This is a genomic window from Streptomyces sp. NPDC007863, assembly GCF_040633895.1.
Lineage (GTDB): Bacteria > Actinomycetota > Actinomycetes > Streptomycetales > Streptomycetaceae > Streptomyces.
This window is the reverse complement of sequence record NZ_JBEYEI010000015.1, coordinates 67,594-80,364: the sequence shown is the minus strand read 5'-3', so window position 1 is coordinate 80,364 and position 12,771 is coordinate 67,594. Positions and strand designations below refer to the sequence as shown.

The 12,771-nt window shown below is 71.3% G+C and carries 15 protein-coding genes; all 15 read left to right on the top strand.

The annotated features are described in order from the left end of the window. The first annotated feature begins 6 nt into the window (after window positions 1-6). Window positions 7-621, top strand: coding sequence for a hypothetical protein (locus ABZ621_RS23475; protein ID WP_360607582.1), 615 nt, complete (start codon window positions 7-9; stop codon window positions 619-621). Next, the gene (locus ABZ621_RS23470; protein ID WP_360607580.1) at window positions 618-842 is read left to right on the top strand and encodes a hypothetical protein; all 225 of its coding nucleotides are present in this window, start codon (window positions 618-620) and stop codon (window positions 840-842) included. Before ABZ621_RS23475 ends, ABZ621_RS23470 begins: the two co-directional genes overlap by 4 nt. A gap of 752 nt (window positions 843-1,594) precedes the next feature. Next, complete coding sequence (locus tag ABZ621_RS23465; protein WP_360607578.1) at window positions 1,595-2,065, top strand: hypothetical protein; 471 nt, start codon at window positions 1,595-1,597, stop codon at window positions 2,063-2,065. Between the two features lie 22 nt (window positions 2,066-2,087). Beyond that, complete coding sequence (locus ABZ621_RS23460; protein ID WP_360607576.1) at window positions 2,088-2,480, top strand: hypothetical protein; 393 nt, start codon at window positions 2,088-2,090, stop codon at window positions 2,478-2,480. Window positions 2,481-2,492: 12 nt separating this feature from the next. Beyond that, entirely contained in the window at window positions 2,493-4,706 is a 2,214-nt protein-coding gene (locus ABZ621_RS23455) for a hypothetical protein (RefSeq protein ID WP_360607574.1), read from the top strand. Next, window positions 4,703-5,164: a hypothetical protein gene (locus ABZ621_RS23450; RefSeq protein WP_360607572.1), complete on the top strand. Its 462-nt coding sequence runs from the start codon at window positions 4,703-4,705 to the stop codon at window positions 5,162-5,164. The genes ABZ621_RS23455 and ABZ621_RS23450 overlap by 4 nt, the downstream gene beginning before the upstream one ends. A 17-nt stretch (window positions 5,165-5,181) precedes the next feature. Continuing rightward, the gene (locus ABZ621_RS23445; RefSeq protein ID WP_360607570.1) at window positions 5,182-5,343 is read left to right on the top strand and encodes a hypothetical protein; all 162 of its coding nucleotides are present in this window, start codon (window positions 5,182-5,184) and stop codon (window positions 5,341-5,343) included. Window positions 5,344-5,438: 95 nt separating this feature from the next. After that, complete coding sequence (locus tag ABZ621_RS23440) at window positions 5,439-5,687, top strand: hypothetical protein (RefSeq protein WP_360607568.1); 249 nt, start codon at window positions 5,439-5,441, stop codon at window positions 5,685-5,687. Window positions 5,688-5,775: 88 nt separating this feature from the next. Continuing rightward, a complete protein-coding gene (locus ABZ621_RS23435) occupies window positions 5,776-6,198 on the top strand; it encodes a hypothetical protein (protein ID WP_360607566.1) in 423 nt (140 codons plus the stop codon). Continuing rightward, window positions 6,195-7,085 carry a bifunctional DNA primase/polymerase gene (locus ABZ621_RS23430; RefSeq protein ID WP_360607564.1) on the top strand — a complete coding sequence of 297 codons (891 nt, stop codon included), beginning with the start codon at window positions 6,195-6,197 and terminating at the stop codon, window positions 7,083-7,085. Before ABZ621_RS23435 ends, ABZ621_RS23430 begins: the two co-directional genes overlap by 4 nt. A 164-nt stretch (window positions 7,086-7,249) precedes the next feature. Continuing rightward, window positions 7,250-7,423: a hypothetical protein gene (locus tag ABZ621_RS23425; RefSeq protein WP_360607562.1), complete on the top strand. Its 174-nt coding sequence runs from the start codon at window positions 7,250-7,252 to the stop codon at window positions 7,421-7,423. Then, complete coding sequence (locus ABZ621_RS23420; RefSeq protein ID WP_360607560.1) at window positions 7,420-8,961, top strand: YfjI family protein; 1,542 nt, start codon at window positions 7,420-7,422, stop codon at window positions 8,959-8,961. Before ABZ621_RS23425 ends, ABZ621_RS23420 begins: the two co-directional genes overlap by 4 nt. Window positions 8,962-9,270: 309 nt before the next feature. Next, window positions 9,271-9,495, top strand: coding sequence for a helix-turn-helix domain-containing protein (locus tag ABZ621_RS23415; protein WP_360607558.1), 225 nt, complete (start codon window positions 9,271-9,273; stop codon window positions 9,493-9,495). Between the two features lie 83 nt (window positions 9,496-9,578). Continuing rightward, a complete protein-coding gene (locus ABZ621_RS23410; protein WP_360607556.1) occupies window positions 9,579-10,838 on the top strand; it encodes a site-specific integrase in 1,260 nt (419 codons plus the stop codon). A 249-nt stretch (window positions 10,839-11,087) separates the two neighbouring features. Next, a complete protein-coding gene (locus ABZ621_RS23405) occupies window positions 11,088-12,719 on the top strand; it encodes a penicillin-binding transpeptidase domain-containing protein (RefSeq protein WP_360607554.1) in 1,632 nt (543 codons plus the stop codon). The last annotated feature ends 52 nt before the right edge of the window (window positions 12,720-12,771 follow it).

Sequence of the window (12,771 nt, the reverse complement as noted above, 5' to 3'; positions counted from 1 at the left end):
GCCGCCATGTCCGGGATCGACTGGGACAGGGAGTTCAGCCGCATAAGCTCCGAGGCCCCGGAGAAGCCCAGCACGTCGAGCAAGTTCTCGTTCAAGGTCGACGGGCTGCGCCGCAACACCGCCGCGCTCGCGGTGTGCGGTGCGATCGCCGTCCTCGCGGTGTGCGGCACGGTCATCGCCGTCACCAGCATGCAGGCCGAGCAGGCCGCCCAGGAGCGTGCGCGGGCCCAGGAGGACGCCGCGAACTCCCTGGTGGCGGCGGAGGCCGACAAGCAGCGGGCGCAGATCGAGGAGTCCGCGGCCAAGGCCGCGTACGAGCGGGAGATGACCGTCTACCGCGAGTGCATGAAGGGCCGCGCGGCGGCGGTCGCCAAGGCGTCCTCCTGGGAGGTGTCCCGGATCCCCGAGTGCGCCACCCCGGTCTTCAGCGGCACGACCGCCAGGTCCCAGCAGCCCGCCGGCGCCGCTTCCGGCGGCGGCATCACCTCCAGCCCGTGGCTGTGGGTGGCGCTCGTCGGAGGCGGCGGCCTCATCGCCTACAAGAAGCTTTCCGTGCCCTCCGGTTCCGGTTCGGGTGCCCCCGCGAACAACAAGGGATTCACCTTCGAGAAGGGTGCATGAAAATGACGCTCCAGTTCTTCGCTCTCGGCCTGTTCTGCTGGGCCCTGTTCTTCACCTTCAAGAAGACGAAGGGGAAGCAGATGGCGATCTGCATCATGCTGATCGTCTCCGGGATCTTCCTGCCCTACACGCCGTTCAGCGAGTCGATCCGCAGCACGCTGGAGTCGGTGTTCAACACCGCGAACTCGACCGTGAACAACATCGGCTCGCCGTCGCACTGAGTGACCGAGCGCGGTTACCGGTTACCGGTTACAGCCCCCAGAGACCCCTCGAACCACCCGCCTGAGGGCCCGAACCGGGGTCCTGGGGGGCCTTGTAACCGGTAACCGGTAACCGACCGCAACCACGCAGAGTCACAGAAGGGAGGGTCATGGAACTACTCCTGCTCCTCGCCATCAGCTACCTGTTCGGCGTGGAGAAGACGCACGGGAAGTACGAACAAGCGGGAACCAAGAAGCCCCCTGCCAAGACGAAGTCGAAATGGGAGCCGTCTCGGACTCCGGAAACGTTTCGAAACAGGCCGTACAACATTGCGGCTAAAGCGCATTACGGGCTCCTGGCGGGTGCCCATATGGCCGGTGGACTGCGGGACGGATGGCGATCTGCCTACCTCAAGAAACCGGTCCAGAAGCATTCCGTTTCCCCTTCCGCCGGGCCCTCTGGGGCGACCTCACCGGCAGGCTCCCCGTCCTCGGCGACCCCGCCGACGGGGTCCTCGCCCTCAACACCCCCGCCGCCGTCCGCACCCCCACCGCCGACGGCGCCCCCGCCCCCGACGGCACCGCCACGGCCGACAGCGCCCCCGCCCCCGACGGCACCGCCACGGCCGACAGCGCCTCCGCCTCCGACTGCTCCGCCACGGCCGACGGCCCCGCCGGTGACGGTGCCGCCGGGGTCTGCGGTTCCCCCGGCCGGCACCGTCCCGGGGCCCCGCACCGTCAAGCTGCCCGACCACATCCGGAAGGACCCTGCGATGCAGCCCAACCCGCCCGTCCCGCACGCCGCGACCGTCGACGACAAGGGCGTCCACGTCACGACCGCCGCGGGCAAGTCCCGCACCTACAGCGGCGGTGAGGTCATGACCCTCACCCAGGTCATCGACCTCGCCGACGGCTCGGCCACCCTGTGCCAGGCCAGCACCGACACCGCCCTGCAGCTCATGGACGAGGCCCTGGAGCTGGCCACCGACTGCGACACGCTCATCGCCGACATCACCGCGAAGGGCGTCGGCGCGGGCCTGATCGCCAAGTGCGAGGTGCTCAAGGAGCAGCTCGACCTCCAGGCCACGGCCGCCAAGGACGTGCACGACAAGATCCAGGGCGGCGAGGAGGCGTGCCGCACCGCCTCCGCGAACGCCGAGGCGAGGCACGGCGGCATCTTCCGGGCCGTCGCCGACTCCCCCCTGACCCGGCCCGCCGAGCGCGACTTCTACAACGCCCGCTGACCACAGACAGGAGAAGCCCCGCATGAGCGCCACCGAGACCCTGAAGGACGCCGCGAACTACGCGGCCCTGCGCACCAAGCTGGCCTGGCTCACCCACAAGGTCCACGCCCACGCCCAGACCGTCACCAAGCTCGCCGCCGACGTCGACGACGCCGCCGAGCAGATGCTCGACGCCGCCGAGACCATGAAGGCGCTGGCCGTCGACGACGCGACCACCAGCGAGTTCACCGACGCCGCGCTGACCATGACCGGCGTCAAGGACGCCGCCGGCGCCTACACCTCCGCCGCCGACAGCGCCGCCGCGGCCGCCGACGACGCGAAGACCACCACCGAGAACGACCACGGCGGCATCGCCGACGCCGTCGCCACCTCCCCCGTCGACATGGCCGAAGCCGCCTTCTACACCCAGCAGTAAAGGGGATGGATCATGGGGCCGACCCGAGAACAGCTCATCCAGTACGCGCCCGCCGCGCTCGCGGTGGTGCCTCTCGTGACCGGCCCCTGGTCCGCCCTCGCCGCCGCAGCGGCCGGAGCCGGGGCGTGGGCCGTCAACACCTCCGCCCCGGTCCTGCGGTCCCTGATCGGATGCGGGCTCACGACCACCGGATGCGGCATCGCCGCCAACGAGGTACTCGCCGCGGGCATGAACCCGCTGATCGCCCTCGGACTCGCCGTCCCGGCAGGGGCAGCCGCCCTCGCGCACCACCGCAACCTCACCGGCCACACCCCCGCCCTCGTGCCCGCGACCACCATGGGTGCGGGTACGGGGGCAGGGCTGACGTCGCAGGAGCAGGTGATCGCGGCCTGGTGGGCGGAGTTCATCTCCGGCCCCACCCAGACCGAGGGCCGCAAGCTCATCCAGCCCGGCGCCGTCCTCGCGCACCTCACCCTCGACGCCGAGGACGAGGCCGTGTCGTTCACCGGCGTCATCACACTGCCCCAAGGCCAGCAGGTCCGGGTGAAGGCCGCCGACATCGCCGCCGTCTACCAAATCCCCGTCTCCCAGGTCGAGCTGGGCGACCCCAAGCACCACGCCCCCAACGCCCTGCCCGTCACCGTCCACCTCAAGAAGGCACCCCAGCCCACCCAGATCACCGCTGGTGGCACGCCGACGACGCCCGAGGAGCTGTGGGCCGCGTACGTGGGCGTGCCGGAGGGGGCGATGCCCGGCACCACCCTGACGGTGACCCGCTACGACGGGCCGCTGGACTGGGAAGGGATCGCCACGCGCGACCGCAGGGCGATCGGCACCGTCAACCTCCAGGACCTCGCGGGCAACCTCGACCTGGAGACCATCCAGATCGCCCTGGCCCCCGGCGACAAGCCGTCGCAGATGGGGATCCGGGTGATGCGGGAGCACGCGCTGATGCACGGCACGATGCTCTCCTCGGTCGTCGACGAGCTGTCGATGGACTCCCGCGGCTACGTCCGCGCCGGCACCTACGTCGACGGCCGCCCCGCTCTTCTGCCTCTCGCGCAGCCCGGCTCCGGCGCCCGCCACCTCTACCTCGTCGGCGGATCACGGTCCGGCAAGTCCGGGCTGCTGGAGCAGATCCTGCTCTCCGCCCACCGCTCCGGCATCGCGGTCATCCTCGCCTCCCCGCAGGCCGGGACCATCGCCGGCGCCTCGCTGTCCGCCTACCTCGGGGACGGCCTGGACGAGGCGATGGGCGCCCTGCGCCTGGCCTACGCGCTGATGCTCGACCGCGAGGCCCGCTATCGCAGCCCCGCGTTCCCCTTCACCGACCCGCTGGTCCTGGTCGGCATCGACGAGGCCCACATGCTGCTGTCCGCCTCCTCCCCGTACCACGCGGAGGCGAAGGCCATCGTGGAGCAGCTGACCCGTCGGTCCCTCAAGCGGGGCATCGGCGTGGTCCTGGCCACCCAGACCCCGCTCGCCGAAGACCTCGGCAACAGCACGGTCATCCGCTCGCAGCTGCTGATCGGCGGCGGCGCGGTGTTCCTGCGCTGCGCCAAGGGCCAGGGTTCCCTGGTCGGGGCGAACGCGGTGGAGGGCGCGGAGGGCATCGACCTGTCGATGATCCCCTCGCAGTGGCCCGGCCAGTACGCCAAGGTCGCCGACCGCGACATGTCCGGCCTGGCCACCGAGGCCGCAGCCGCTCCCGAGGACGGCACCTTCGGCCTCGGCTACCTCCTCACCCCCGGCTCCCAGGCCGTCCAGTTCCGCTCCCTGCACCTGGACGTGCCGCCCGTCTCCCTCGCCGGAGGCGAGCGGCCGGTCGGGATCGAGGACTGCGACGCCTGGCGCGAGCGCGACGCGATCGCCCAGACGCCGATGGTCGACAAGCGCGGCAAGAACCTGATCGGCAGCCTCGCCGACCTCCTCGCCGCGGCCGAACGCGCCCCCTCCTCGCAGGAGCCGGCGGCCCACCACAACCCCGCTGGTCTCCACGCCGTCCCCGGCCCCGCCCGGCCGGGCGGGGCACCTGCGGCGCCTGAAGGACAGGAGCTGATCAAGCCCCGCATCCTCGAACTCCTCCAGGAGCAGTCCATCCCGATGACCGCCGAAACCATCGCCCGCAAGCTCGAAACCTCCGCCAAGCACGTCAAGCCGCGGCTGTCCGAGCTGAAGAAGCAGAACAAGGTCACCAACGAGAACGGCCTGTGGAGGGCAGCATGAACACTCGCACCAAGACCGACTTCACCCCCCTCGACCAGGGTCTGTACGCGGCGGCGTTCCAGCTCCTCGACCCCACCCCGCAGCCCATCACCCCGGAGGCGCCCTCCGCGCCCGCGCCGGCCTCCGCCCGCCCCGCCATCGCCCCGCCCGCGCACCGGCCCGGACCGGTCGAGAAGACCCTCAGCGATGCGCTCGCGTTCCTCGACACCCACGGCTGGGCCAGGCACTCCCTCATCCACCCCGAGGGCGCCCGCTGCTCCATCGGCGCCCTACGCGCCGCAGCCGGCTCCCGCAACACCGCCTACCGCGACGCCGGGAACCTCCTCCTCGACGAGGCCCGCCGCCAGCACGGCAAGAAGTGGCAGACCATCCCCCACTGGAACGACTCCCACACCGGAGCCCAGGTCCGCAGCGTGTGGGAAGCCGCCATCCACCGCGCACGCCACCTGAGCATCTGACGCCAAAGGAACCGCCCGTGTCGTTCTCGTTCACCAACCCCACACCGGACAACGAGCCCACCTTCTCCTTCACCAGACCCGACCCGACGACCCTCGACGAGCGCCTCCAGGCCATCGCCGACATGGCACACGAAACCCTCCGCCTCGTCGCCGAACTGCGCCGCCAGATCAACACCTAAGCCCGGCCATGACCCCTCTTCTCGACTGGGGCGACGCCCGGCACTTTGACCACACCGGGAACCGGCCGTGTTGCCTGTGCGGCAGGCCGACCCCAATGCGGTCCCACGGTGGTGAGCCCGTCCACAAGGTGTGCGCCGAGGACTGGAACGCCACCCAACCGAACGAGGCCCGCCGCTACACCCGCCCCGCTCCCGACCGCCCTCAGCACGACGCAGGCACCTGGCGCTTCCACCACGACGGCCCCACCACCGACCAGCGTCTCCCGGATCTGACGCCGGAGACGCCCACGGGCTCTCGGCCCACACCCGTGGAGCAGGGACAACGCGGCCTGTTCGCCGAGTGACGACAACGAGGGCGGCCCCCGCATCTCGCCAAAGAACCGGGGCCGCCCTCGCTCACCAGCACCTTCTACAGAACTGGAGACACCCAGCATGCCTCAGCCCGTCCCCATCCGCCCGGGCATGGTGTTCATCGCCTGCTCGCTCAACCTGGCCGGCGCCAGGTTCGTCCGGGTCACCGCGTACGAGCCCGGTGACACTCACGTCCGCGTCGAAGACGCCGAGGGCGGCTACACCTGGACGGCCCCGATCCCGGTCCGCCAGTTCCACGCCAGCACCAAGACCAGCAGCGGACGACTCCGCGCCATCGGCTACGCCTACCAGCCCGACGGCGTCATCCCCTGGAACGAGCGCATCACCCTCCCCACCCGCACGGGCATCCACGCCGCCCGCCGACTGCCCATCGGCCTTCCCCTCCACCCCGCCTGCGGAGCCACCACCAGCTGGGGCCTCACCCAGCAGCCCGCCCACACCACGGTCACCTGCCCCTCCTGCCAGAACCGGGTGAACGCGTGAACGCCCCGCTGCGGCACGCCCTTGCCGCCGCCGAGCGTGGCTGGCGCGTCTTCCCGCTGCGCCCCGGAACGAAGCGCCCCGCCCTCCACGGTGAGGCCCGGTGCCCCCGCACCGGGGCATGCGCCGGCGGTCACGTGAAGTGGGAGGACCGGGCCACCACCGACCCCGAGCAGATCACCCGCGCGTGGGCGCAGGCGCCGTTCAACATCGGGCTGGCGACCGGGCCGTCCCGGCTCGTCGTCGTCGACCTCGACGTCCCCAAGGACGGCGCCGCCGGCCTCACCGGCGCCGAGGTGTTCGCGGGCCTGTGCGAGCGCGCCGGCCAGCCGCTGCCGCCGACCTTCCGGGTCGGTACCGCGTCCGGTGGCCAGCACCTCTACTTCGCGGCCCCGAGCAGCCCCCGCCTCGGCAACTCGGCTGGTTTGCTTGGCGAGTTGGTCGACACGCGAGCCTGGGGCGGGTACGTCGTCGCCCCCGGCAGCGTGACGTCCAGTGGGGCGTACGCGGTCCTGGACGACGTTCCTGTCCTTCCGCTGCCCGGCTGGCTCCTGGAGGGGCTCACGGCCCGCCAGAAGCCTTCACGGCCTTGCGCAGCCCTTCTGGTCGCGCCTGTGGTCAGCGGGAGTCGTGCGGCCCGTGCGGCGCTGGAGCGGGAGTGCTGCAACGTCCAGGCCGCGCCGGCGAAGCAGGCGAACAACACGCTCAACCGGTCCGCGTTCCTTGTGGGTCGCTTCGTCGCGTGGGGCGACCTCGACCGGCACGTGGTCGAGGAGGCATTCCAAGGGGCGGGGGAGGCGAGGGGGCTCACCGCGGCCGAGTGCCGCGCCACGATCCGCAGCGCCCTGGACAGCTCCATCCGCAAGGCCCGGCCCCGGGAGGCGGCGTGAAGCCCCAGAATCCCTCCCCCTTGGAAAGCCCTCCCGCCACCAACCGCCCCGCTGCCGCCGATCAGCCGGTGCGCCGGCGGGCCGTGGGCGCCCGAAAGGTCGTCGCCGAAGGCGTCCGCGTTGGTTCTGACCCGCGCCCGCCCGACGGGCCGAGGGTCCTCGCGATGCTCCACATTGGCGCGGCCGGCCGCAACGCGATGCCCACCGCGCACTCGTGGTGCTCCTGCGGCCGGGACCTGAAGGCGTTCGGGCACCACAAGGTCGCCCAGCTCATCGCCGACCACGACCGCCACCGCACCCAGTGCCCGCTCCTCTGTCAGGGAAAGGAAGCCGCATGAGCCCGCACGACCCCGAACTGTGGGCCGGGTTCGAGGAGATGACCGCCGAGGACGTCGCCGGGCCCGTCTGGGACGAGCCCATCCCGCTCAACCCGCGCGGGAAGCTCCCGGCCTTCCCTGTCGACGCGCTGCCCGACTGGCTCGCCGCCATGACGGCCGGTGTCGCCGAGGAGACGCAGACGCCCGTCGACCTCGCCGGGTGCCTGGCCCTCGCGGTCGTCGGCACGGCCGCCGGCGGGCGCCTGACCGTGTCCGTGCGCGGGCAGTGGAGCGAGCCGGTCAACCTCTACACCGCCGTCGCGCTGCCGCCCGGCAACCGCAAGAGCGCCGTGTTCGGGCTCATGACCAAGCCCCTGCTCGCCGCCGAGAAGGCCCTCATCGAGCTAACCGCACCCCAGCGGGCCGAGGCCGCCGCGGCGGCCCGCATCTCGAAGGCCGCGGCGGAGAGGGCCGAGAAGCTGGCCGCCAATGCCGAGGCGGAGAAGCTGGCCGAGCTGACCGCCCAGGCCGTCGCCCTGTCCGAGGCCGCCGAGCGGGCCGTCGTCCCGGCCGAGCCGCAGCTCGTCGCCGACGACGTCACCGCCGAGAGCCTGACGACGCTCCTCGCCCAGCAAGAAGGCCGCATCTCGATCCTGTCCCCCGAGGGGGAGATCTTCGAGATCATCGCGGGCCGCTACTCCGGCGCCCCGAACATGGGCATCTTCCTCAAGGGCCACGCCGGCGACATGGCCCGCGTGAACCGCCAGGTCCGCGAAGCCCAGTACATCGAGACCCCGGCCATCACCATGGGCCTGGCCGTCCAGCCGGACGTCCTGGACGCCATCGGACAGATCAAGGGCGCCGACGGCCGCGGCCTGCTCGCCCGGTTCCTCTACTCCAAGCCCGAGTCCCTCGTCGGCTACCGCAACCTCACCCCCGAACTCCTCAGCCCCGAGACCGCCGGCACCTACGCCCAGAAGCTCGGACACCTCGCCCTGACCCTCGCGGCCTGGACCGAACCCGTGGCGCTCACCCTCGCCCCGGAGGCGGACGCGGTCCTTCTCGCCTACCAGCGGGTCACCGAGTCCCGCCTGCGCAAGGACGGCCCCCTCGCGCCCATCATCAACTGGGCCAGCAAGCGCGACGGCGCCGTCGCCCGCATCGCCGGGCTCCTCCACCTCGCCACCCACCCCGAAGACGCGTGGCACCGGCCGATCGCCGCCGAGACGATGGCCGCCGCCACCCGGCTCGGCGACTACTTCACCGCCCACGCCCTCGACGTGTTCAACGCCATGAAGGCCGACCCCGCGCAGGAAGCCGCGCACACGGTGCTGACCCACCTGAGCGAGACCCGCACCGCGACCTTCACCAAGCGCGACCTCTTCCGCGCGATGCCCCGCGGCGAGTTCTCCGCCATGGGCGACCTCGACCCCGCCCTGGACCTCCTGGAGGAACACGGCTGGCTCCGTCAGCAGCCCCCGCCGCCCCGCACCACACGTGGTGGCCGGCCGCCCTCGCCCCGCTACGAGACCCACCCCCGCGTCACCTCCGCCGCCTGAGAACCCCCGAAACCGCTGACAGAACTGACAGAACCTCCCAACTAGGCACCTGACCTGCGGAAACGAGCACATTCGGAGTGCTGACAAAACCTCCGAAAACTCTGACAGAACTCAAAAAACCTCCCCCGGGCTCAGACCCCCCGGTCTGACAGAACCTAGGTTTTCGAGGTTCTGTCAGAGTTTTTTGAGGTTTTGTCACAGCGGCCAAAGTGGCCAAACCAGCAGGTCAGAGGCCATACGGCGAGGTTCTGTCAGTTCTGTCAGCACTTTCCGGGGTTCCAGCACCCCGGACGGAGCCGAAGGAGCCCGATGGCAAGCGTCAAGACGCCCCGCGAGACCGCCAATCTTCCCGACGAGTACCTCACCCCCGAGGACATCGCCTCCAAGTTCAAGGTGCCACTGGAGACCGTCTACCACTGGCGCAAGCAGCGCACCGGCCCGCCCGGATTCCGCGTCGGCCGGCATGTCCGATACGACCCCGTCGCGGTACAGGCGTGGGTCGTCGAGCAGAGCCAGCTCGACGCCGCCGCCTGATCTGTCGTCCCCACCGGCCCGTGCCGCCCCCACCTCGGGGCGGCACGGGCCTTCCCGTACGCCGAAAGGAACCGCAGCCACCCATGGCCGGCCACGTCCAGGACCGCTGGTACAAGACCGAAACCGACGCCGACGGCAAGGAGCGTCGACTCAAGACCGACCGCTACGGCACCGGCCTTCGCTACCGGGCCCGCTACATCGGCCCCGACGGTACGGAGAAGTCCAAGAGCTTCCCCGACAGGCAGAAGCGCCTCGCCGAGAAGTGGCTCGACGCGACGGCCGCCGACATGGCCCGGGGGCAGTACACCGACCCCCGCGCCGCTCGGATCACCTTCCGGCAGTTCGCGGAGAAGTGGGTGGCGACGCACACGACCGAGGTGAACAGCCGGGAGGCGGCGGAGCGCCGGCTGAGGCTGCACGCGTACCCGTACATCGGAACCCGGCCGCTCGTCTCCTTCCAGCCGGGGCACATCCGGACGTGGCTCGGGGAGCTGGAGACCAACGTGCCCGCCGCGTCCCACCGCCGGATCATCTTCGGCACCGTCTCGGCCGCGTTCAGTGCCGCCTTGGACGACGGCGTCATCTCCAAGAACCCGTGCAAGGCACGCTCGGTCCAGGTCCCGAAGGGGAGCCCTACGCGGATCGCCCCCTGGACCGTGGAGCAGGTGTTCGCCGTCCGGGCCGCCCTTCCGGAGCTCCTGCGAACGTCGGTGGACGTGGCCGGCGGGTGCGGACTCCGGCAGGGTGAGGTGTTCGGGCTCTCCGAGGACGAGGTCGACCACGAGGGTGGCTGGCTCTCCGTGAACCACCAGCTCAAGAGGATCCGAGGGAAGTTCGTCTTCGCTCCCCCGAAGGGCGGCAAGGTCCGTGACGTGCCCCTGCCGCCGTCCGTGGCCGCCGCCATCAAGGCCCACTCGGAGAAGCACCCGCCGGTCACCATCACACTCCCCTGGCGCACCCCGGACGGGCCGCCCGTGACCAAGTCGCTCATCTTCTCGGGGTCGGGAGGCGACCACGTCCGCGTGAGCTACTTCAACGACTTCATGTGGAAGCCCGCTCTTGCAGCCGCGGGCATCATCCCGGAGCCCGAGGAGGGCGAGCGGTACGCGTCCGCCCCGGAGCACGGCATGCACGCACTGAGGCACTTCTACGCGTCCGTGCTGCTGGACGCCGGCGAGAGCATCCGGGCCCTGAGCAGCTACCTCGGCCACGCCGACCCCGGGTTCACGCTCCGGACGTACACCCACCTCATGCCGAGCAGCGAGGGCCGCACCCGCAAGGCCGTCGAGACCCTCTACCAGGGCCTCCGAAACCATGATCACGGCCCACAGACGGCCCAGTAGCCGCCGCGCGGCCCCGGCTGGCGACTCCGCCGCTGGTCAGGGCCGTATGGGCCTTGATCCGCGAGGCTTCATCTACTTCTGGCCGATCTACACGGCGACCCCGATCCCGATGGACCAGTGGCGGGCACGGATGTGGCTCGACACCTGGATCTGAGCGGCGGCCATGTGACAGGTGTGACCGACGTTGCTCGACAGCTGTCAGTGGCGGCTGCTTGACTCGATGGTCCACACGGGGAGGGGAACCCAGTCATGCGCAGTGGAGCGAAGGTCGGGATCGTCGGGAGCGTGTTCGTCGTCGTCGCGAGCGGGGTCGCGTACGGGGGGTACAACCTCTGGAACGGGATCACCGGCGGCTCGCCGGACGTCGGGACGCGGTCGGCGCCGAAGACCGGGCCGGTGACGGCGGAGGAGGTGACCGCCACCGCGCGGGACTTCCTCGCCGCGTGGGCGGCCGGCGAGGCCGAGCAGGCGGGCCGGCTGACGAACGACCCGGTGACGGCGGGCCCGGCGATCGCCGCGTACCGGGAGGGGGCGGGCGTCTCGGAGGCGGTCATCACGGCCGGGACGCCGACCGGGGCGAGCGTGCCGTTCACGGTGAAGGCGACCGTCACGTACGACGGGGTGTCGAAGCCGTGGACGTACGAGTCCAAGCTCGGCGTCGTCCGCGGCGAGTCCACCGGCCGGCCGCTGGTGAAGTGGACGCCCGCCGTGCTGCACCCGAAGCTGACCGCCGGCGCCACGCTGCGGACCGGCACCGCGAAGGCCCCGGCGGTCGAGGCCGTCGACCACAAGGGCGTCGCCCTGCCGCCGGAGAAGTACCCGTCGCTCGCGCCCGTCCTGGACGCGCTGCGGCAGCGGTACGGCGGCAAGACCGGCGGCGAGGCGGGCGTCGAGACCTGGATCGAGAGCGCGAACGGCACGCCGAGCGCCACGCTCCTCGTGCTGTCGAAGGGCAAGCCGGGCGAGCTGCGCACGACGATCGACGCGGAGGTGCAGGCGGCGGCGGAGAAGGCGGTCAAGGAGTTCCCGAAGGCGGCCGTGGCGGCGGTCGAGCCGTCGACGGGCGCGATACGGGCGGTCGCCAACAACCCGGCGTCGGGCTTCAACACGGCGTTCCAGGGGAAGCAGGCGCCCGGTTCCACGATGAAGATCGTGACGGCGGCGATGATGATGCGGTACGACGTCGCCGGGCCGGACTCGGCGGTGGAGTGTCCGCCCACCGTGCAGTGGGACGGGTACACCTTCCAGAACCTGAAGCGCTTCTCCACCAAGGGCGACCTGACGAACGCCTTCGCGATGTCCTGCAACACCGCCTTCATCAAGGCGATCAACCCGCTGAAGGCCAAGGGCGTCCACAACACCGCGCTCGGCGACACCGCCCGCAAGTGGTTCGGGATCGGCGAGGTGTGGTCGGTCGGCGTGCTGACCGAGGACGGGGAGGTGCCCGAGTCCAGCGGCACCGAGACCCCCGCCTCGTACATCGGGCAGGGCGCCATCACCATGAACGCGCTCAACATGGCGTCGGTCTCCGCGACCGTGAAGGACGGCGGCTTCCGCCAGCCGTACCTGGTCCCGAGGGATGTGGACGGGCGGGAGTTCGCCACCGCCGAGCGGCTGCCGGACGAGGTCGCCACCGGGCTGCGGAAGATGATGAACGCGGCGGCCACCGCCGGGCAGGGCACGGCCCTGAAGGCGATGCGGGGGGTGCCGTCGCCCAAGGGCGCGAAGACCGGTTCGGCGGAGGTCGGTACGCAGTCCGCTTCCAACAGCTGGTTCACCGGCTACTCCGGTGACCTCGCCGCCGCGGCCGTCGTCGAGGCCGGAGGGCACGGCGGCGACGCGGCCGGGCCGGTGGTGGCGCAGGTCCTGAAGGCGGGCTGACGGGCGGTTCCGGGAACGTAAAGGCGGTCGCGTGTCTCGTACACCCACCGCT

Excerpts from the sequence above, each read along its gene's own strand:
- ABZ621_RS23475 (WP_360607582.1), top strand. The coding sequence starts at position 7 with ATGTCCGGGATCGACTGGGACAGGGAGTTCAGCCGCATAAGCTCCGAG.
- ABZ621_RS23470 (WP_360607580.1), top strand. The coding sequence starts at position 618 with ATGAAAATGACGCTCCAGTTCTTCGCTCTCGGCCTGTTCTGCTGGGCC.
- ABZ621_RS23465 (WP_360607578.1), top strand. The coding sequence starts at position 1,595 with ATGCAGCCCAACCCGCCCGTCCCGCACGCCGCGACCGTCGACGACAAG.
- ABZ621_RS23460 (WP_360607576.1), top strand. The coding sequence starts at position 2,088 with ATGAGCGCCACCGAGACCCTGAAGGACGCCGCGAACTACGCGGCCCTG.
- ABZ621_RS23455 (WP_360607574.1), top strand. The coding sequence starts at position 2,493 with ATGGGGCCGACCCGAGAACAGCTCATCCAGTACGCGCCCGCCGCGCTC.
- ABZ621_RS23450 (WP_360607572.1), top strand. The coding sequence starts at position 4,703 with ATGAACACTCGCACCAAGACCGACTTCACCCCCCTCGACCAGGGTCTG.
- ABZ621_RS23440 (WP_360607568.1), top strand. The coding sequence starts at position 5,439 with ATGCGGTCCCACGGTGGTGAGCCCGTCCACAAGGTGTGCGCCGAGGAC.
- ABZ621_RS23435 (WP_360607566.1), top strand. The coding sequence starts at position 5,776 with ATGCCTCAGCCCGTCCCCATCCGCCCGGGCATGGTGTTCATCGCCTGC.
- ABZ621_RS23425 (WP_360607562.1), top strand. The coding sequence starts at position 7,250 with ATGCTCCACATTGGCGCGGCCGGCCGCAACGCGATGCCCACCGCGCAC.
- ABZ621_RS23420 (WP_360607560.1), top strand. The coding sequence starts at position 7,420 with ATGAGCCCGCACGACCCCGAACTGTGGGCCGGGTTCGAGGAGATGACC.
- ABZ621_RS23415 (WP_360607558.1), top strand. The coding sequence starts at position 9,271 with ATGGCAAGCGTCAAGACGCCCCGCGAGACCGCCAATCTTCCCGACGAG.
- ABZ621_RS23410 (WP_360607556.1), top strand. The coding sequence starts at position 9,579 with ATGGCCGGCCACGTCCAGGACCGCTGGTACAAGACCGAAACCGACGCC.
- ABZ621_RS23405 (WP_360607554.1), top strand. The coding sequence starts at position 11,088 with ATGCGCAGTGGAGCGAAGGTCGGGATCGTCGGGAGCGTGTTCGTCGTC.